The following is an 18254-nucleotide window of genomic DNA, read 5'->3' as shown; positions in this document are numbered from 1 at the left end:
CTTGTCTCAGAACCCCCAGGAGCGGCCGGAGCCGCCCTCGTTCCCGGCCGTGAACCGGCCGCCGGCGCCTCCGCAGGCGCCCGCGACGGAGTCCGCGCCCGGCGACGGACGCCCGCCGATGACGCGCCGCGAGGCGCGGGCCGCCCGCGAGGCGCAGGAGGCGCAGCAGGCGGACGAGTCGCAGCAGACGCACCACCACGAGGCCGCCCCAGTCGCCGACGCCGCGCCGATCTCGTCCCCGACGCCCACGCAGGAGTCGCCCGCAGACGTCGCGGCCCTCGCCGGGCTCGACTTCGACGCCGTGATCACCGGCCCGGTCGCCCAGGTGGAGGAGCCGCAGCCGGTGGGTGCGGCCGCCCGCCACGGCAACGACGACCGCTCGACCTCGCACCCCGACCATCCTGCGCGTACTCTGTTCGGCGTGCTGGACACCGAAGACGAGTCCGCCCAGGACGAGCATCCTCTCATCTGGCGGCAGCAGAACTACCTGTCGCATGACGAACCGCCGAAGAAGCGCCGCTGGGTGAAGCGGCTCATCGTCACGGTCGTCATCCTGGGGATCCTCGGGGGCATGGCCGGCGCCGCGTACGCCATCTTCCAGCCGCAGATCGCGAAGGTGCAGAACGCGCTGTTCCCGCCCGACGACGACTACAAGGGCAGCGGAAGCGGCGAGGTGATGTTCACGATCAAGTCGGGTGACGACGGGTCGAGCATCGCCGAGAACCTGGCGAAGGCGGGCGTCGTCAAGACCTACGACGCCTTCTATTCGCTGCTGCTGCGCCAGAAGCCGGATCCGCAGTTCCAGCCCGGCGTGTTCAAGCTCGCCAAGAAGATGAGCGCCGCCTCCGCGCTGGCCGCTCTGCAGGACCCGGCGTCGCGCGTGGAGAACACTGCCGTCATCCCCGAGGGCACGCCCGAGAAGGACATCTTGCAGACGGTGTCCGACGCGACCAAGATCCCGCTGCCCGAACTGCAGGCCGCCGCCGCCAACCCCGCTGCCTACGGCCTTCCCGCGCAGGCGAAGTCGCTGGAGGGCTTCCTGTTCCCGGCGACGTACACGTTCGCGCCGGGCACGACGGCGCAGCAGGCGATCAAGACGATGGTCGACCGGATGTTCCAGTCGCTCGACGAGGCGGGCGTCGCCCCGCAGAACCGCTGGAACACCGTCATCCTGGCGTCGGTGGTGCAGCGCGAGGCCGGGCTGAAGGACGACTACCCCAAGGTCGCGCGCGTGTTCCTCAACCGCATCGCCCAGGGCTGGGATCTGCAGTCGGACGCGACCGTCGCCTACGGCACCGGCCACACGGACCGCGTGTCGACCACTGACGCCGAGCGCGCCGACGCGGGCAACCCGTACAACACGTACGTGCATCCCGGGCTGCCGGTCGGACCGATCTCGAACCCCGGAGATCTCGCGATCAACGCGGTGCAGCATCCCGCCGACGGCTCCTGGATGTACTTCGTGACGTGGAATCTGAAGACCGGAGAGACGATCTTCTCCACCACCCAGGCCGAGCACGACGCCGCGGTGGAGAAGTGGCAGCAGTGGATGAAGGACAACCCCGGATATGAGTGACTCCCGCAAGCGCCCCCGCACCGAGGACCCGGCCGAGCCGGCCGTGCTCGAGGACGAGGCGGTGACGGATCCCGACACGACGGATGCGGACGAGGCCGCCGTCGAGGACGGGCTGTCCGAGGCGTCGGCGGAGGCTGCGATCGCGGAGCTGGTCGAGGCAGAGCGCGAGAAGCAGGCCGAGGAGGCCGCCGTCGCGGATGCCGAAGCGGCGGTCGAGCGCGAGGAGCCGGAGGACGAGGAGCCGCGTCCGGTCGAGAAGAAGTCCGGGAAGGCGACGAAACCCCGCAAGCCCAAGACCCCCAGCCGCCGGCTCGCCGTGCTCGGCTCCCCGATCGGCCACTCCCGCTCGCCGGAGCTCCACCGCGCCGCCTACGACGCCCTCGGTCTGGACTGGGCGTACGAGGCCATCGACGTGACAGAAGACGCGCTTCCCGACTTCGTCGCGGGGCTCGGCCCCGAGTGGCGGGGACTCTCCCTCACGATGCCGCTGAAGAAGGCGGTGCTGCCGCTGCTCGCGGAGACCGACAGGATCGCCGACCAGACCGGCGGCGCGAACACCGTCCTGATCGACGGGGACGACCTGCGCGGCTTCAACACCGACGTCGCCGGAATCGTCCGCGCGCTGCAGGCGGCCGGGCTGGACGAGGCACGCTACGTGCACATCCTGGGCGGGGGAGCGACCGCGGCGTCCGCACTCGTCGCCGCCGCGGAGCTGGGCGCCGAGCGGGTGGACGTGCACGTTCGCGATCTGACCCGCAGCGGCTGGATCGAGCCGCTCGCGAACGACCTGGGGCTGCGCGTCCGCATCCGCCCCTTCTCGCAGGCCGACCGTTCGCTCGACGTGCCCGAACTCGTGATCAGCACGCTGCCCGGCGGCTCCACCACCGAGGCCGTCTACACCGACTCCACCCGCCGCCGCTCGATGCTCTTCGACGTGGCGTACGAGCCGTGGCCGACGCCGCTGGCGCGTCAGTGGGAGTCCGTCGGCGGCCGCACGGTCTCGGGGCTCGCCATGCTCGCGCACCAGGCGCTGCTGCAGGTGCGCATCTTCGTCTCGGGCGACCCGCTGCAGCCGCTGCAGGACGAAGCGGAGGTGCTGGCCGCGATGCTGGATGCGGTCGGGATCGACGAGGCGGGGCAGCTGCTGGACGCGTGACCCGGGCGGTCATACGTCGGGCCGCTCCATCGCGCTATGCCAGAATCGAAGCATGCTTCGTTGGCTCACGGCCGGGGAATCCCACGGCCCCGAACTCATCGCCGTCCTGGAGGGTCTTCCCGCCGGGGTCCCGGTGTCGCTCGACGCGATCCGCGCCGACCTCGCGCGCCGCAAACTCGGCTATGGCCGTGGGGCGCGCATGAAGTTCGAGCAGGACGCACTGGACATCTCCGGCGGCGTGCGCCACGGCTTCAGCCTCGGCAGCCCGATCGCGCTGCGCATCGGCAACACCGAGTGGCCCAAGTGGGTGGATGTGATGAGCGCCGAGCCCGTGGACCCGGCGGTGCTCAACTCCGGCCGCGGCGCCGCGCTGACGCGTCCGCGCCCCGGGCACGCCGACCTGGTCGGGATGCAGAAGTACGGCTTCGACGAGGCCCGTCCGGTGCTGGAGCGCGCCAGCGCCCGCGAGACGGCCGCGCGCGTGTCGCTCGGCGCGATCGCGAAGTCGTTCCTGAACGAGCTCGGCATCACCCTCGTCAGCCACACCCTGTCGATCGGCCCGGTTCGCGTGCCCGAGGGCGCCCCGCTGCCGCGTCCGTCCGACGTCGACACGCTCGACGCGGATCCGTTGCGCTGCTTCGACCCGGCGACGTCCGAGCGGATGGTCGCAGAGGTCGACGCCGCCCACAAGGACGGCGACACCCTCGGCGGCGTCGTCGAGGTGCTGGCCTACGGCCTCCCGCCGGGGCTCGGGTCGCACGTGCACTGGGACCGCAAGCTGGATGCGCAACTCGCCGCCGCGCTCATGGGCATCCAGGCGATCAAGGGCGTGGAGATCGGCGACGGCTTCCTGACCACGACCCGCCGCGGCTCCGAGGCCCACGACGAGCTGATCGCCGAGGACGGCACCATCGTCCGCACCAGCGACAAGGCCGGCGGCACGGAGGGCGGCATGAGCACCGGCGGCGTGCTGCGGGTGCGTGCCGGCATGAAGCCGATCGCGACCGTGCCGCACGCACTGCGGACCGTGGATGTGGCCACGAGCGAGGCGGCGCCGGCGCATCACCAGCGCTCCGACGTCTGCGCGGTTCCCGCCGCAGGCGTGGTCGCGGAGGCCATGGTCGCGCTCGTGCTGGCGAACTCGGTGCTGGAGAAGTTCGGCGGCGACTCGGTGACCGAGACGGCCCGCAACCTCCGAAGCTACCTCGACGCCATCCCGCAGAACCTCGCCACGGAGCGCGTCAGCGCGCCCTACGCCTGAGCGCTGTGACCTCCCCGCAGACGATCGCACTGATCGGGCCGCCGGCGGCCGGCAAGTCGCGCGTCGGCAAGCGCCTCGCGAAGCTGCTCGAACTGCCGTTCGTCGACACCGATGCCGTCGTGGTCGCCGAGCACGGGCCGATCCCCGAGATCTTCGCGACCCAGGGCGAGGCATACTTCCGCGAGCTGGAGCGCGCCGCCGTCGCCGACGCCCTGCGGCATCCCGGGATCGTGTCGCTGGGCGGGGGAGCCGTGCTCGACCCGGCGACCCAGGCCGACCTGGCGGACGCTCGCGTCGTGCTGCTGACCGTCCGCCCGGAGGCCATCGCCAAGCGCATCACCAACGGCAAGCGGCCGCTGATCACCGACCTCGAGTCGTGGAAGCGGCTCGTCGCCTCCCGCAGCGAGCTCTACGCCGCGCTGGCGGACTACACGGCGGACACCTCGTCCCGCCCGATCGACACCATCGCGGCGGAGATCGCGGCCTGGGTCCGTGGTGGGACCGAGACAGCGCAGAAAGAAGGACACGCATGACCGACGCCCCCACCGAGATCCTCGTCAACGGGCGCGAGCCCTACCCGGTGATGGTCGGCCGCGGCCTGCGCTACGACCTCGGCCCGTACCTCGGCTCCGGCGTGCGCAAGATCCTGCTGGTGCACCAGCCGACGCTGGGCGCGGCGGCGGCCGAGCTACGCGAGTCGTTGGTCGATCGGTACGAGGTGCTGCTGGCGGAGATCCCGGATGCGGAGGCAGCGAAGCGCATCGAGGTCGCGTCCTTCCTCTGGCAGATCATGGGCCAGGCCGACTTCACCCGCTCCGACGCCGTGATCGGCTTCGGCGGCGGCGCGGTCACCGACCTGGCCGGATTCGTGGCCGCCACCTGGCTGCGCGGCGTGAAGCTCATCCAGGTGCCCACGACCCTGCTCGGGATGGTGGATGCGGCGGTCGGCGGCAAGACGGGCATCAACACGGCCGAGGGCAAGAACCTCGTCGGTGCCTTCTACGCGCCGGCGGCCGTCATCTGCGACCTCGACACGCTCACGTCGCTGCCGCGCAACGAGCTGCTGGCCGGGTTCGCCGAGGTGGTCAAGTACGGCTTCATCGCCGAGCCCGAGATCCTCGACACCCTCGAGGCCGACGTCGACCGGGCCACCGATCCCGAGACGCCCGAGTTCCGCCGCCTGGTGGAGCTGTCCATCGGCATCAAGGCACGCGTGGTGGGGGAGGACTTCACCGAGCAGGGGCTGCGCGAGATCCTCAACTACGGCCACACGCTGGGCCACGCGATCGAGCACGCCGAGCGCTACCAGTGGCGCCACGGCGCCGCGATCTCGGTGGGCATGGTGTTCGCCGCCGAGCTGGCGCGCCTCAGCGGGCGGCTGAGCGACGAGGTCGCCGACCGGCACCGCCGCATCCTGGAGTCGCTGACCCTGCCGGTGACGTATCCGCTGGGCCGCTGGCAGACGCTGCTCGCGACCATGCAGCGTGACAAGAAGGCGCGGGGCAGTATGCTGCGCTTCATCGTGCTCGACGACGTGGCCCGGCCGACGGTGCTGGCCGGTCCCGACCAGAGCCTGCTGTTCGCCGCATATCAGGAGGTGGGTTCGTGACCGACAAGACGGTGCTCCAGCGTTTCCAGGCGAAGCCCGGCGACGGGATCGCGCTGGTCGCCGCGAGCGACGAGGATCGGGCGCTGCTCGGGCCGCTGCCCGAGGGCGCGACGGCGGTCCCGGTCGCCGAGGCGGCGGTCATCGCGAGCGTGGTGCGGAACCGCGAGGAGCTGATCGCGCTCTACGCCGAGCAGCTGCCGGTCGCCTCCGGCGCCCGTGCGGTCTGGGTCGTGTACCCGAAGGGCGGCCGCGCCGACGTCAACCGCGACGTCGTCGCGGGGGAGGCCCGCAGCCACGGCTGGCGCGGCGTGAGCAACATCGCGGTCGACGACACCTGGTCGGCGGTGCGCGTGCGCCCGCTGAAGCCGGGAGAGGAGTGACGTGGCCGGCATCCTCGTCCTGAACGGACCCAACCTGGGGCGGCTGGGCACGCGTGAGCCCGACGTGTACGGCTCCGGCACGCTCGACGACCTGCGCGCCGTGCTGCAGGGCGACGCCGGGGGCGACGCGATCGACCTGCGGCAGACGGACGACGAGGGCCAGCTGCTGCGCTGGCTGCACGAGGCGGCGGACTCGGGCGCGCCCGTCATCCTGAACGCCGGTGCGTGGACGCACTACTCCTTCGCGCTGCGGGATGCGGTGTCGCTCGTCACGAAGGGCGGCGGCACCGTGATCGAGGTGCACCTGTCGAATCCGCACGCGCGCGAGGAGTTCCGGCACACCAGCGTCATCAGCGCGGTGGCGACGGGAGTGATCGCCGGGTTCGGGTTCGAGTCGTACCGGCTGGCCCTGGCGTTCATTCGCCGAAACGGGCGCTGACGTCTAGAATCTTCTGGGACCGCCGTGCGGTCCGCCGTGGGCCGCCCCTGACGGGGTGCGGCATCCACCCGAAACTTCTCATCGAACGAACGGAACATCCCTTGGCCTCTACCGCTGACATCAAGAACGGTGTCGTCCTCAGCATCGACGGACAGCTCTGGACCGTGATCGAGTTCCAGCACGTGAAGCCGGGCAAGGGCGGTGCGTTCGTCCGCACAAAGCTGAAGAACGTCACCACGGGCAAGACGGTCGACCGCACCTACAACGCCGGCGCCAAGATCGACATCACCAACGTCGACCGCCGCGACTACCAGTACCTGTACCAGGACGGCGCCGACTTCGTCTTCATGGACACGTCGGACTACGACCAGATCACCATCCCGGGCCCGGTCGTCGGCGACGCCGCCAACTTCATGCTCGAGAACCAGAACGTCACCGTCGCGCTGCACGAGGGCTCGCCGCTCTACGTGGAGCTCCCGGCCTCGGTCGTGCTCGAGATCACCTACACCGAGCCGGGCCTGCAGGGCGACCGCTCCACCGGCGGCACCAAGCCCGCCACCGTGGAGACCGGCTACCAGATCCAGGTCCCGCTGTTCCTCGAGACCGGCACGAAGGTCAAGGTCGACACCCGCTCGGGCGACTACCTCGGCCGCGTCAACGACTAGATGAGCGCTCGGACCAAGGCGCGCAAGCGCGCGCTCGACGTGCTCTACAGCGCCGACCTTCGGCAGACCCCGCTGCGTCAGGCGCTCGCGACCGAGGCGGAGCGGGCGGCCAGCCAGCCGGCACGCGAGGCTTCGTGGCTGTACGCGCGTGAGATCCTCGACGGCGTGATCGAGCACCAGGACGAGATCGACGAGCAGATCGAGACGTACGCCCAGGGGTGGACGCTCGCCCGCATGCCCGCCGTCGATCGCGCCATCCTGCGCATCGGCGTCTGGGAGGTGCTCTACAACGACGAGGTGCCCGACGGCGTCGCCATCTCGGAGGCCGTGGAGGCCGCGACCGTGCTGTCGACGGACGACTCCGCAGGATTCGTGAACGGGCTGCTCGCCAAGATCGCGCAGAACGGCACGGCATGAGCGGGCGCCTGCGCCGAGCGGCGGCCGCGGTAGCGCTGGCGGTCGGCGTGGTGCTCGCGGCGGCGGGATGCTCGCTGCTGGGCGGCGCATCCAACGTGCCGGTCGCGACCGACGCGCCCCCGACGGGCACCGACGGCGCCGTGGACTTCGACGGCGGCTTCATCACCGTCGGGGACGGAGCCAAGAAGGTCGACATCTGGTTCGATGCGATGTGCCCGGTCTGCGGCGCGTTCGAGCAGACCAACGGAGCGACGCTCGCGAACGCGGTCGACGACGGATCGATCACGCTGCGGCTGCACCCGCTGACCTTCCTCGACGCCGTGTCGAACGGCACCGGCTACTCGACCCGTGCGGCCGCGGCGCTCACGTGCGTCGCCGTGAAGGACCGGAACGCGATCCTGCCGTTCTACCAGGCGCTGTTCACCGACCAGCCGGAGGAGAACTCCGACGGGTTGACGGACAAGGAACTCGCCAAGCGCGCGAGCACGGCCGGCGCGAGCGACATCTCGTCGTGCCTGGCCGACAGCGGCCCGTACCAGGCGTGGGCGCAGGGCAACACCGCGAACTCGCAGAAGGGCCCGATCGAGGTCGACGGCACGAAGGTGCTCGACACGATCAAGGGCACCCCGACCGTGCTGGTGAACGGCAAGCAGTATCCCGGCGGAGTGACGGACAAGAAGGCGTTCACCGAGTTCCTCGGCAGCCACTGAGCCCGCGCTCGCGCCCCGAGTCGCCCCGAGTTCCGTCGGAGAAGGTGCCTCACCTATCCGACGGAAAGCGGCCGGGGTGGAGTGTCGGCCGCGAGGCGGCCAGGCCTCCGACGAGGACGGGCAGATGTTCGACGGAGGACGGTGGCGGTGGACTCCCGGCTCGGCGAACGAAGGAGTTTCGCGTTCGAATCTCCTTCGATTGGCAGTCGCACAGGAGTTTCGGCCATACGGCGTTCGCATCTCCTTCGTTGCGCGAGCGCGGTGAGCGGGGGAGCGGCCGCCTCCTGCTAGGGTGGAGGCGTTAGGCATCCTTTAACAGCCGTCCGGTGAGGCGGGGAAGGAGGTCGGCATGACAGCGCGTACCGTGCTGCAGCAGGCTGACATAGCCCGGGCGTTGACTCGGATCTCCCACGAGATCCTGGAGTCCAACCGGGGAACGGACCAGCTGGTGATCCTCGGGATCCCGACCCGCGGCGTCGTGCTCGCGCGGCGGATCGCCGAGAACATCCAGCGCATCGAACCGGCGGCGGTCGCCTCCCCGGCCGACATCGTGGGCGCGCTCGACGTGACGATGTACCGCGACGACCTGTCGCGGCATCCGACCCGCACGCCACAGCCGACGTCGCTGCCGGGCCCGATCGACGGCAAGACCGTGGTGCTCGTGGATGACGTGCTCTTCTCCGGCCGGACCATCCGCGCAGCGCTCGACGCGCTGAGCGACCTGGGCCGACCGCGCGCCGTCCGGCTCGCGGTGCTGGTCGACCGCGGCCACCGCGAGCTGCCGATCCGGGCGGACTTCGTCGGCAAGAACCTGCCGTCTGCGGCGTCCGAGCGCATCTTCGTGCGGCTCGCCGAGGTCGACGGCGACGAGTCGGTCACGATCGACGGCCCGCACGAGCAGCAGGGGGCCGGCGCATGAGGCACCTGCTCTCGACCCGCGACCTCCCGCGCGATGGCGCCATCCAACTGCTCGACGTCGCCGAGGACATGGCGGATGTGCAGGAGCGCGAGGTCAAGAAGCTGCCGACCCTGCGCGGCAAGACCGTCGTGAACCTCTTCTTCGAGGATTCGACGCGCACCCGGATCTCCTTCGAGGCGGCCGCGAAGCGCCTCTCGGCCGACGTCATCAACTTCTCCGCCAAGGGCTCCAGCGTGAGCAAGGGCGAGAGCCTGAAGGACACCGCCCAGACCCTCCAGGCGATGGGAGCGGATGCGGTGGTCATCCGGCACGGCTCGTCGGGAGCCCCGCAGACGCTCGCGACCAGTGGATGGATCGACGCGGGCATCCTGAACGCCGGTGACGGCACCCACGAGCACCCGACGCAGGCCCTGCTGGATGCGTTCACCATGCGCCGCCGTCTGCACGGCACCGCCTCGCGCGGGAAGGATCTGGCCGGCGTGCGCGTCGCGATCGTGGGCGACATCCTGCACTCGCGCGTGGCCCGCTCCAACGTCTGGCTGCTGCAGACCCTCGGCGCGCACGTCACCCTGGTCGCGCCGCCCACGCTGCTGCCGGTGGACGTCTCGGGCTGGCCGGTCGACGTGGCCTACGACCTCGACGACGCGATCGCGGCTGGGCCCGACGTCGTGATGATGCTGCGCATCCAGGCGGAGCGGATGAACGCGGCGTTCTTCCCGACCACACGCGAATACGCGCGGCGCTGGGGGCTGGACGAGGAACGGCTCGGCCGGTTGAAGCCCGATAGCATTGTGATGCACCCGGGACCGATGAACCGCGGGCTGGAGATCTCCGCCGCGGCGGCGGATTCCCCGCGCTCGACGGTCCGGGAGCAGGTCGCGAACGGCGTTTCCGTGCGGATGGCGGCCCTGTACCTGCTGCTGTCGGGCAGCGGTCCCGAGCAGGTGGTGTGAGGTGGATGTGGACGAGAGATTCCTGATCGGCGGCGCGACGCTGGCCGACGGCGCCCGCGCCGACCTGCTGGTCGAGGGCGGCCGGATCGTCGAGACCGGTTCCGGTCTGAGTGCCGCGGGTGCGACGACGATCGACGCGGACGGGCTGCTGGCGCTGCCCGGCCTGGTCGACCTGCACACGCATCTGCGCGAGCCCGGCTACGAGCAGAGCGAGACGGTGCTGACCGGCACCCGCGCCGCGGCGGCCGGCGGTTTCACGGCGGTCTTCGCCATGGCGAACACCTCGCCGGTGGCGGACACCGCGGGCGTCGTCGAGCAGGTGCTGAGCCTGGGGGAGGCCGCCGGGTACGCCACGGTCCGCCCGATCGGCGCCGTCACCGTCGGCCTCGAGGGGGAGCGGCTCGCCGAGCTCGGCGCGATGGCCGCCTCCCGCGCCCGGGTCCGGGTGTTCTCCGACGACGGCAAGTGCGTCTCCGACCCGCTGCTCATGCGCCGTGCGCTCGAGTACGTGAAGGCGTTCGACGGCGTCATCGCCCAGCACGCGCAGGAGCCGCGGCTGACGCAGGGCGCCCAGATGAACGAGGGTGCGCTGTCGGGCGAGCTGGGGCTCACCGGCTGGCCCGCGGTCGCCGAGGAGTCGATCATCGCGCGGGATGTGCTGCTCGCCGAGCACGTCGGCTCGCGCCTCCACGTCTGCCACGTCTCGACGGCGGGCAGCGTCGACGTGATCCGCTGGGCGAAGGCCCGCGGCATCGACGTGACCGCCGAGGTCACGCCGCACCATCTCGCTCTCACCGAGCAGCTGGCGACCGGATACGACGCGCGCTACAAGGTCAACCCGCCGCTCCGCAGCCGGGAGGACGTGGATGCGCTCCGCGCCGGCCTCGCGGACGGCACGATCGACATCGTCGCCACCGACCACGCGCCGCATCCCATCGAGGCCAAGGACTGCGAGTGGGACGCCGCCGCGTTCGGCATGGTCGGCCTGGAGTCGGCGCTGTCGGTGGTGCAGGCGAGTGTCGTGGACAACGGGATGCTCGGCTGGGCGGACGTCGCCCGCGTGCTCTCCGCGACCCCCGCCCGCATCGGGCGGCTGGCCGGCCACGGCGGTCCGCTCGAGGCGGGTGCGCCCGCGAACCTCTTCCTCTACGACCCGAGCGTCTCGCGCGACTTCTCCACCGCCGATCTCGCGGGCAAGGGCGTCAACTCGCCCTACCTCGGGCTCTCGCTGCCCGGCCGCGTGGTCGCGACGTTCCACCAGGGGCGCCCGACCGTCCTCGACGGAGCGGTGCGCGACGCGGAGGAGGTGGCCGCACGTGGATAAGGTGCTCCCCACGATCGCGATCGTCGCGGTCGTCGTCATCGTGCTGGCCCTCGCGGTCGCCGGCTGGCGCCGGCGCGTGCGGCGCGACAGCGCATCCGGCGGCGGCTACTCTACCCCGGGCACGCTGAGCGCGCCGACGGCCGAGGCGGACGTGCTCTACGTCGCCACCACGAAGGCCGGTCAGCACCTGGAACGGCTCGCCCTGCCGGGGCTCGCCTTCCGTGGCGCCGGCACCGTGACGGTCCGGCCGGAGGGCGTCGCCATCGCGGTGACCGGCGAGCAGCCGGTGTTCGTCCCGGCCGGGGTCGTCAGCGGCGTCGGCGCGGCCAGCGTCGCCATCGACCGCGCGGTCGAGCGCGACGGACTGCTCCGGATGGGATGGACCACCAGCGGCGGAACGGCCGCCGACAGCTACTTCCGGGTCGTCGACCCGGCACGCCGCGCGCAGCTCGCCGCGGCCATCGAACAGATCGCTCCCGATCCCCTCGTCCCGGGGGCTGCGGCCCCGGAGGACACGAGCGCGGAGCACACGAACGACAAGGAGGTGTGACGTGCTCGCAGCAGAACCCGCCGTGCTCGTCCTCGAAGACGGAACACGCTACGTCGGCCGGGCCTACGGCGCCCGCGGGCGCACGCTGGGCGAGGCCGTCTTCGCGACCGGCATGACCGGCTACCAGGAGACCCTGACCGACCCGTCGTACGCCGGCCAGATCGTGCTGCAGACCGCGCCGCACATCGGCAACACGGGCACCAACGACGAGGACATGGAGTCCCGGCAGATCTGGGTCGCCGGCTACGTGGTGCGCGAGCCCAGCCGCGTCGTCTCGAACTTCCGCGCCCAGCGCAGCCTCGACGACGACCTCGTCGCCCAGGGCGTCGTCGGGATCAGCGGCATCGACACGCGCGCCGTGACCCGCCACATCCGGTCGGCCGGCGCCATGCGCTCCGGCATCTTCTCGGGCGACGACTTCGAGCTGAGCGACAGCGAGCAGCTGGAGCTGGTGCTCGCCGGCGCGAAGATGACGGGCCGCAACCTCTCCGCCGAGGTCTCCACGGTCGAGCCCTACACCGTTCCGGCCGTCGGCGAGAAGGTCGGCTCGGTGGCGGTGCTCGACCTGGGCGTGAAGAAGTCCACCCTCGACAACCTGGCGGCCCGCGGCCTCGACGTCCACGTGCTCCCGCAGCAGGTGTCCGCTCAGGATGTGCTCGGGCTCGGCGTCTCGGCCCTGTTCTTCTCGAACGGCCCCGGCGACCCGCAGGCCTCCGACAAGCACGTCGCTCTGCTGCAGGAGACGCTGCGCGCCGGCCTGCCGTACTTCGGCATCTGCTTCGGCAACCAGCTGCTCGGCCGCGCACTCGGCCTCGACACGTACAAGCTGCCGTTCGGGCACCGCGGGATCAACCAGCCGGTGCTCGACAAGCGCACCGGCCGCGTCGAGATCACCGCCCAGAACCACGGGTTCGCCGTCAAGGCGCCGATCGACGCCGAGTTCGACTCGCCCGCCGGGTTCGGCCGGGTGGAGGTGAGCCACTTCTCGCTCAACGACCAGGTCGTCGAGGGCCTCAACTGCCTCGACCTCAATGCGTTCAGCGTCCAGTACCACCCGGAGGCGGCGGCCGGCCCGCACGACGCCAACTACCTCTTCGACCGCTTCCTGGACATGGTGCGCGCCCAGCACACCGGCTCCGACACCACCGAGCAGGAGAACAACTGATGCCCAAGCGCGACGACATCAACTCCGTCCTCGTCATCGGCTCCGGCCCGATCGTCATCGGCCAGGCGGTCGAGTTCGACTACTCGGGCACGCAGGCCTGCCGCGTGCTCAAGGCCGAGGGCGTCCGCGTCATCCTGGTCAACTCCAACCCGGCGACGATCATGACCGACCCCGACTTCGCCGACGCGACCTACGTCGAGCCGATCACCTGGCAGGTCATCGAGACGATCATCGCCAAGGAGAAGCCGGACGCGATTCTGCCGACCCTCGGCGGCCAGACGGCGCTCAACGCGGCCATGCAGCTGCACGAGCACGGCATCCTCGAGAAGTACGGTGTCGAGCTGATCGGCGCCAAGTTCGAGGCCATCCAGAAGGGCGAGGACCGCCAGATCTTCAAGGAGCTGGTCGTCGAGGCCGGCGCCGAGGTCGCCCGCTCGCACATCGCGCACACGGTGGACGAGGCACTCGAGTTCGCGGAGGACCTGGGCTACCCGCTCGTCGTCCGCCCGTCCTTCACCATGGGCGGACTCGGCTCGGGCTTCGCGTACACACCGGAGGAGCTGCGCCGCATCGCCGGCGACGGCATCCACCAGAGCCCGACCAGCGAGGTGCTGCTGGAGGAGTCCATCCTCGGCTGGAAGGAGTACGAGCTCGAGCTCATGCGCGACTCGGCCGACAACACGGTCGTGGTCTGCTCCATCGAGAACGTCGACCCCGTCGGCGTGCACACCGGCGACTCCATCACGGTGGCGCCCGCGCTGACGCTGACCGACCGCGAGTACCAGAAGCTGCGCGACATCGGCATCGACATCATCCGCGCGGTGGGCGTCGACACCGGCGGCTGCAACATCCAGTTCGCGGTGAACCCGGAGAACGGCCGCATCATCGTCATCGAGATGAACCCGCGCGTCTCCCGCTCGTCGGCGCTGGCGTCGAAGGCCACCGGCTTCCCGATCGCCAAGATCGCGGCGAAGCTGGCCATCGGCTACCGCCTCGACGAGATCCCGAACGACATCACGAAGGTCACGCCGGCGAGCTTCGAGCCGACGCTCGACTACATCGTCGTGAAGGTGCCGCGGTTCGCGTTCGAGAAGTTCCCGGCCGCCGACCCGACGCTGACCACCACCATGAAGTCGGTGGGCGAGGCGATGGCGATCGGCCGCTCGTTCACGAGCGCGCTGCAGAAGGCGCTGCGCTCGCTCGAGAAGCGCGGGTCGTCCTTCCACTGGGGCCCGCAGGAGCGCACGGTGGAGGAGCTGCTCGCCTCGATCGCGACGCCGACAGACGGACGCATCGTCGCCGTTCAGCAGGCGCTGCGCCTGGGCGCGACGCCGGAACAGGTCTTCGAGGCGACCAAGATCGACCCGTGGTTCATCGACCAGATCGTCCTCATCAACGAGGTCGCCGAGTTGATCCGGGACGCCCCGACGCTCGACACCGAGACGCTGCGGTACGCGAAGGACCACGGCTTCTCCGACGCCCAGATCGGCGAGCTGCGCGGCTTCGGCGAGGCGGACGTGCGCGAGGTGCGCCACATCCTCGGCGTGCGACCGGTCTACAAGACGGTCGACACCTGCGCGGGCGAGTTCCCGGCGCTCACGCCCTACCACTACTCCAGCTACGACCTGGACACCGAGGTGGAGCCGAGCGACAAGCGCAAGGTCGTCATCCTGGGCTCCGGCCCGAACCGCATCGGCCAGGGCGTCGAGTTCGACTACTCGTGCGTGCACGCCTCGTTCGCACTGCACGACGCCGGGTTCGAGACGATCATGATCAACTGCAACCCGGAGACGGTGTCGACCGACTACGACACCAGCGACCGGCTCTACTTCGAGCCGCTGACGCTCGAGGACGTGCTGGAGGTCATCCACGCGGAGTCGCAGACCGGCGAACTCGTCGGCGTCGTCGTGCAGCTCGGCGGGCAGACCGCCCTGGGGCTGGCCAAGGGCCTCGAAGCCGCAGGCGTGACCATCCTGGGCACCACCCCGGAGGCCATCGACCTGGCGGAGGAGCGCGGGCAGTTCTCCGAGATCCTCGACAACGCCGGCCTGGTGGCGCCGCGCAACAGCACGGCGGTCGACTACCCGTCGGCGGCGCACGCGGCCGAGCAGATCGGCTACCCGGTGCTGGTGCGCCCGAGCTTCGTGCTCGGCGGGCGCGGCATGGAGATCGTCTACGACAACGCCTCCCTCGCCGACTACTTCGAGCGGGTCGCCGGCCAGGGCATCGTCGGACCGTCGCATCCGCTGCTCGTGGACCGCTTCCTCGACGACGCGATCGAGATCGACGTCGACGCGCTCTACGACGGCGAGCGGCTCTACATCGGCGGCGTGATGGAGCACATCGAGGAGGCGGGCGTCCACTCCGGCGACTCGTCGTGCACCCTCCCGCCCATCACGCTGGGCCGCCGCGAGATCGACCGCGTGCGCGAAGCGACGCTCAAGATCGCCGAGGGGATCGGCGTCCGCGGCCTGCTCAACGTGCAGTTCGCCATCGGAGCCGGCGTGCTCTACGTGCTCGAGGCCAACCCGCGCGCGTCGCGCACGGTCCCGTTCGTCTCGAAGGCGCTCGGCATCCCGCTCGCGAAGGCCGCGTCGCGCCTCATGGTCGGCGAGAGCATCGACGGGCTGATCGCCGAGGGCCTGCTGCCCGAGCAGGACGGCTCGCTCATCCCGATGGACTCGCCCGTCGCCGTCAAGGAGGCCGTGCTGCCCTTCAAGCGGTTCCGCACCAAGGAGGGCACCGTGGTGGACTCGGTGCTCGGCCCGGAGATGCGCTCCACCGGCGAGGTCATGGGCATCGACAAGGACTTCCCGACCGCGTTCGCGAAGAGCCAGTCGGCGGCCTATGGCGGGATGCCGCTCGAGGGCACGGTGTTCGTCTCGGTCTCCGACCGCGACAAGCGCGCCGTCGTGCTGCCGGTGCTGCGCCTCCACCAGCTGGGCTTCGGCATCGTCGCGACCGAGGGCACCGCCGAGGTGCTCAACCGCAACGGCATCGAGGCGCGCATCGTGCGCAAGCACAGCGAGGCCCAGGAGTCGGGAGGCGACTCGATCGTCGACATCATCAACCGCTCCGAGGTGGATGTGGTGATCAACACCCCGAGCGGGCGCTCCGCCCGCGCCGACGGGTACGAGATCCGCGCGGCCGCCGTCGCGGCCGACAAGCCGCTGTTCACGACCATCGCGGAGCTGAGCGCGGCGGTCGCGTCGCTGGACGCCATCCGCGAGGGCTTCGACGTGAAGTCGCTGCAGGAGTACGCACTGGAGAGGGCCGCCCGCGCATGACGTTCGGCGACCGGCTCGCCCGCGTCTTCGCCGAGCAGGGACGGCTCTGCGTCGGCATCGACCCCCACGCCCACCTGCTGGAGGCGTGGGGGCTGCCTGCATCGGCGGACGGGCTGCGGGCGTTCGGGCTGACGGTGGTGGAGGCGGCGTCCGGCCGCGCCGGCATCGTCAAGCCGCAGGTCGCGTTCTTCGAGCGCTTCGGCGCGGCCGGATACGCGGCGCTGGAGGAGGTGCTCGCCGCCGCCCGCGACGCCGGGCTCCTGGTGATCGCGGACGCCAAGCGCGGTGACATCGGCACCAGCGTGACGGCGTACGCGGAGGCGTGGCTGACCCCCGGATCGCCGCTCGAGGCGGACGCGATGACGGTCGCCGCCTACCAGGGCGTCGGGTCGCTGGCGGACGCGATGGAGCTGGGGGAGCGGGCGGGCAAGGGCCTGTTCGTGCTCGCGGCGACCTCCAACCCGGAGGCGGCCGCCGTGCAGCAGGCGGTCGTGCAGAGCGGACCGCGGGCGGGAGCGTCCGTCGCCCGTGCGATCATCGAAGACGTGCATGCGTTCAATCAGGACCACTCGGGCGGCGCGCCGTACGGGTCCGTCGGGCTGGTGCTCGGCGCGACCGTCGAGCTCGCCGACTACGGCATCGACGTGACGACGGCGGGGGAGCGGACGCCCGCCCTTCCCGTTCTCGCGCCGGGCTTCGGCCACCAGGGCGCCCGGGTGGAGGACGCGCCGCGGCTGTTCGGGTCGCTCGCCGGAGGCGTGATCGTGAGCGAATCGCGCGGTCTCCTCTCCGTCGGCCCCGCGGGCCTGGCGGACGCCGTCGAGCGCCGCGCCGAGGAGGTGCGCGCCGCCCATGTCTGACGCCGTCGCCTCCTCCTCCTCCGACCATTCGGCCGGGTCCCGGCCCGCGCCCCCCGAGGTCGACCGCCGCGCCGCCTCCCAGGCCGCGGTCGTCGCGCGACGTGCGCGTGCCGCCGTGAAGGCATCCATCGCCTCCCGGGAGGTCTCGCCGCTGACGGTGCTCGACCACGCCACCGCGGATCCCGACGGCGTCGAGGGACGCCTGCGCGTCACGGAGTTCCTGCTGAGCGTCCCCGCGATCGGCACCACGAAGATGCAGGAGGCGCTCGACCGCCTCGCGATCTCACCCGCCAAGCGCCTCGGCGGCCTCGGACGGCACCAGCGGCTGCGCCTGCGCCAGTTCCTGATCGAGCGGGAGAGCCGCACCGGACGGCAGCGCAACCGCCTCGTCGTGCTCGCCGGCCCGACCGCCGTCGGCAAGGGCACCGTCTCCACGTACATCCGCGAGAACTACCCGGATGTGCTGCTCTCCGTCTCCGCGACCACCCGCAAGCCGCGGCCCGGCGAGGTGGACGGGGTCAACTACTACTTCGTCGACGACGCCGAGTTCGACCGGATGATCGTCGAGGGCGAGCTGCTGGAGCACGCGACCGTGCACAACGCGTACCGCTACGGCACTCCGCGCGGCCCGATCGAGAAGGCGCTGGCCGCCGGGCGCAGCGTGCTGCTCGAGATCGACCTGCAGGGTGCGCGGCAGGTGCGGGCGTCGATGCCGGAGGCCCGGCTCATCTTCCTGCTCCCGCCGACCTGGGAGGAGCTGGTCCGCCGGCTGATCGGCCGCGGCACCGAGGACTCCGCCGAGCAGCAACGCCGGCTGGAGACCGCGAAGGTCGAGCTCGCCGCCCAGGACGAGTTCGACTACAAGGTCGTCAACCACGACGTCGCCACCGCGGCCCGCGAGGTCGTAGACTTGATGAAGGTCCGCGCGGCGTCGTCGCGTCCGTGAGCCGTCCCTCCGCGCCGTCGACGGCGCGCCCACCGTC

Annotated in this window: 18 protein-coding genes; all 18 read left to right on the top strand. The window is 71.2% G+C overall.

Annotated features, from left to right (window positions below):
• Window position 1: 1 nt before the first annotated feature.
• The 18 genes from mltG (at window position 2) to gmk (ending at window position 18217) form a co-directional block, all read left to right on the top strand.
• Window positions 2–1576: an endolytic transglycosylase MltG gene (mltG, locus tag ACQ86M_RS07365; protein WP_431247590.1), complete on the top strand. Its 1575-nt coding sequence runs from the start codon at window positions 2–4 to the stop codon at window positions 1574–1576.
• The gene (locus ACQ86M_RS07360) at window positions 1569–2732 is read left to right on the top strand and encodes a shikimate dehydrogenase (RefSeq protein ID WP_431247589.1); all 1164 of its coding nucleotides are present in this window, start codon (window positions 1569–1571) and stop codon (window positions 2730–2732) included. The genes mltG and ACQ86M_RS07360 overlap by 8 nt, the downstream gene beginning before the upstream one ends.
• 52 nt (window positions 2733–2784) lie before the next feature.
• On the top strand, window positions 2785–3993 hold the full coding sequence (gene aroC / locus ACQ86M_RS07355) for a chorismate synthase (protein ID WP_431247588.1): 1209 nt from the start codon (window positions 2785–2787) through the stop codon (window positions 3991–3993).
• A 5-nt stretch (window positions 3994–3998) separates the two neighbouring features.
• Window positions 3999–4526: a shikimate kinase gene (locus ACQ86M_RS07350; protein WP_431247587.1), complete on the top strand. Its 528-nt coding sequence runs from the start codon at window positions 3999–4001 to the stop codon at window positions 4524–4526.
• A complete protein-coding gene (gene aroB / locus ACQ86M_RS07345) occupies window positions 4523–5602 on the top strand; it encodes a 3-dehydroquinate synthase (protein ID WP_431221441.1) in 1080 nt (359 codons plus the stop codon). Before ACQ86M_RS07350 ends, aroB begins: the two co-directional genes overlap by 4 nt.
• The gene (locus ACQ86M_RS07340) at window positions 5599–5982 is read left to right on the top strand and encodes a hypothetical protein (RefSeq protein ID WP_431247586.1); all 384 of its coding nucleotides are present in this window, start codon (window positions 5599–5601) and stop codon (window positions 5980–5982) included. Before aroB ends, ACQ86M_RS07340 begins: the two co-directional genes overlap by 4 nt.
• 1 nt (window position 5983) lies before the next feature.
• Entirely contained in the window at window positions 5984–6421 is a 438-nt protein-coding gene (locus ACQ86M_RS07335) for a type II 3-dehydroquinate dehydratase (protein ID WP_431218103.1), read from the top strand.
• A gap of 101 nt (window positions 6422–6522) precedes the next feature.
• Complete coding sequence (gene efp / locus ACQ86M_RS07330) at window positions 6523–7086, top strand: elongation factor P (RefSeq protein ID WP_431218102.1); 564 nt, start codon at window positions 6523–6525, stop codon at window positions 7084–7086.
• On the top strand, window positions 7087–7503 hold the full coding sequence (nusB, locus tag ACQ86M_RS07325; protein ID WP_431218101.1) for a transcription antitermination factor NusB: 417 nt from the start codon (window positions 7087–7089) through the stop codon (window positions 7501–7503). It abuts the gene before it with no gap.
• Entirely contained in the window at window positions 7500–8213 is a 714-nt protein-coding gene (locus tag ACQ86M_RS07320; RefSeq protein ID WP_431247585.1) for a DsbA family protein, read from the top strand. The genes nusB and ACQ86M_RS07320 overlap by 4 nt, the downstream gene beginning before the upstream one ends.
• A gap of 349 nt (window positions 8214–8562) precedes the next feature.
• Window positions 8563–9132 (top strand): bifunctional pyr operon transcriptional regulator/uracil phosphoribosyltransferase PyrR, encoded by a 570-nt coding sequence (gene pyrR / locus ACQ86M_RS07315; protein ID WP_431247584.1) that lies wholly within the window; start codon window positions 8563–8565, stop codon window positions 9130–9132.
• A complete protein-coding gene (locus ACQ86M_RS07310; RefSeq protein WP_431218098.1) occupies window positions 9129–10085 on the top strand; it encodes an aspartate carbamoyltransferase catalytic subunit in 957 nt (318 codons plus the stop codon). The genes pyrR and ACQ86M_RS07310 overlap by 4 nt, the downstream gene beginning before the upstream one ends.
• Before the next feature lie 7 nt (window positions 10086–10092).
• A complete protein-coding gene (locus tag ACQ86M_RS07305) occupies window positions 10093–11409 on the top strand; it encodes a dihydroorotase (protein WP_431247583.1) in 1317 nt (438 codons plus the stop codon).
• Window positions 11402–11959 carry a hypothetical protein gene (locus tag ACQ86M_RS07300; RefSeq protein WP_431247582.1) on the top strand — a complete coding sequence of 186 codons (558 nt, stop codon included), beginning with the start codon at window positions 11402–11404 and terminating at the stop codon, window positions 11957–11959. Before ACQ86M_RS07305 ends, ACQ86M_RS07300 begins: the two co-directional genes overlap by 8 nt.
• 1 nt (window position 11960) lies before the next feature.
• Window positions 11961–13124 carry a glutamine-hydrolyzing carbamoyl-phosphate synthase small subunit gene (gene carA, locus ACQ86M_RS07295; RefSeq protein WP_431247581.1) on the top strand — a complete coding sequence of 388 codons (1164 nt, stop codon included), beginning with the start codon at window positions 11961–11963 and terminating at the stop codon, window positions 13122–13124.
• Complete coding sequence (gene carB, locus ACQ86M_RS07290) at window positions 13124–16411, top strand: carbamoyl-phosphate synthase large subunit (protein WP_431247580.1); 3288 nt, start codon at window positions 13124–13126, stop codon at window positions 16409–16411. Before carA ends, carB begins: the two co-directional genes overlap by 1 nt.
• Window positions 16408–17271, top strand: a complete 864-nt coding sequence (gene pyrF / locus ACQ86M_RS07285) for an orotidine-5'-phosphate decarboxylase (RefSeq protein WP_431247579.1) — start codon at window positions 16408–16410, stop codon at window positions 17269–17271. Before carB ends, pyrF begins: the two co-directional genes overlap by 4 nt.
• On the top strand, window positions 17264–18217 hold the full coding sequence (gene gmk, locus ACQ86M_RS07280) for a guanylate kinase (protein WP_431247578.1): 954 nt from the start codon (window positions 17264–17266) through the stop codon (window positions 18215–18217). Before pyrF ends, gmk begins: the two co-directional genes overlap by 8 nt.
• Window positions 18218–18254: the final 37 nt, after the last annotated feature.

The organism is Leifsonia xyli subsp. cynodontis (assembly GCF_050632205.1).
Lineage (GTDB): Bacteria > Actinomycetota > Actinomycetes > Actinomycetales > Microbacteriaceae > Leifsonia > Leifsonia xyli_D.
Note: the sequence above shows the minus strand (reverse complement) of the source record. Positions and strands in the feature narration are given on the sequence as shown.

Coding starts and splice junctions, on each gene's coding strand:
- ACQ86M_RS07360 (WP_431247589.1), top strand. CDS start 1,569: ATGAGTGACTCCCGCAAGCGCCCCCGCACCGAGGACCCGGCCGAGCCG.
- aroC (WP_431247588.1), top strand. CDS start 2,785: ATGCTTCGTTGGCTCACGGCCGGGGAATCCCACGGCCCCGAACTCATC.
- aroB (WP_431221441.1), top strand. CDS start 4,523: ATGACCGACGCCCCCACCGAGATCCTCGTCAACGGGCGCGAGCCCTAC.
- nusB (WP_431218101.1), top strand. CDS start 7,087: ATGAGCGCTCGGACCAAGGCGCGCAAGCGCGCGCTCGACGTGCTCTAC.
- ACQ86M_RS07320 (WP_431247585.1), top strand. CDS start 7,500: ATGAGCGGGCGCCTGCGCCGAGCGGCGGCCGCGGTAGCGCTGGCGGTC.
- pyrR (WP_431247584.1), top strand. CDS start 8,563: ATGACAGCGCGTACCGTGCTGCAGCAGGCTGACATAGCCCGGGCGTTG.
- ACQ86M_RS07310 (WP_431218098.1), top strand. CDS start 9,129: ATGAGGCACCTGCTCTCGACCCGCGACCTCCCGCGCGATGGCGCCATC.
- carB (WP_431247580.1), top strand. CDS start 13,124: ATGCCCAAGCGCGACGACATCAACTCCGTCCTCGTCATCGGCTCCGGC.
- pyrF (WP_431247579.1), top strand. CDS start 16,408: ATGACGTTCGGCGACCGGCTCGCCCGCGTCTTCGCCGAGCAGGGACGG.
- gmk (WP_431247578.1), top strand. CDS start 17,264: ATGTCTGACGCCGTCGCCTCCTCCTCCTCCGACCATTCGGCCGGGTCC.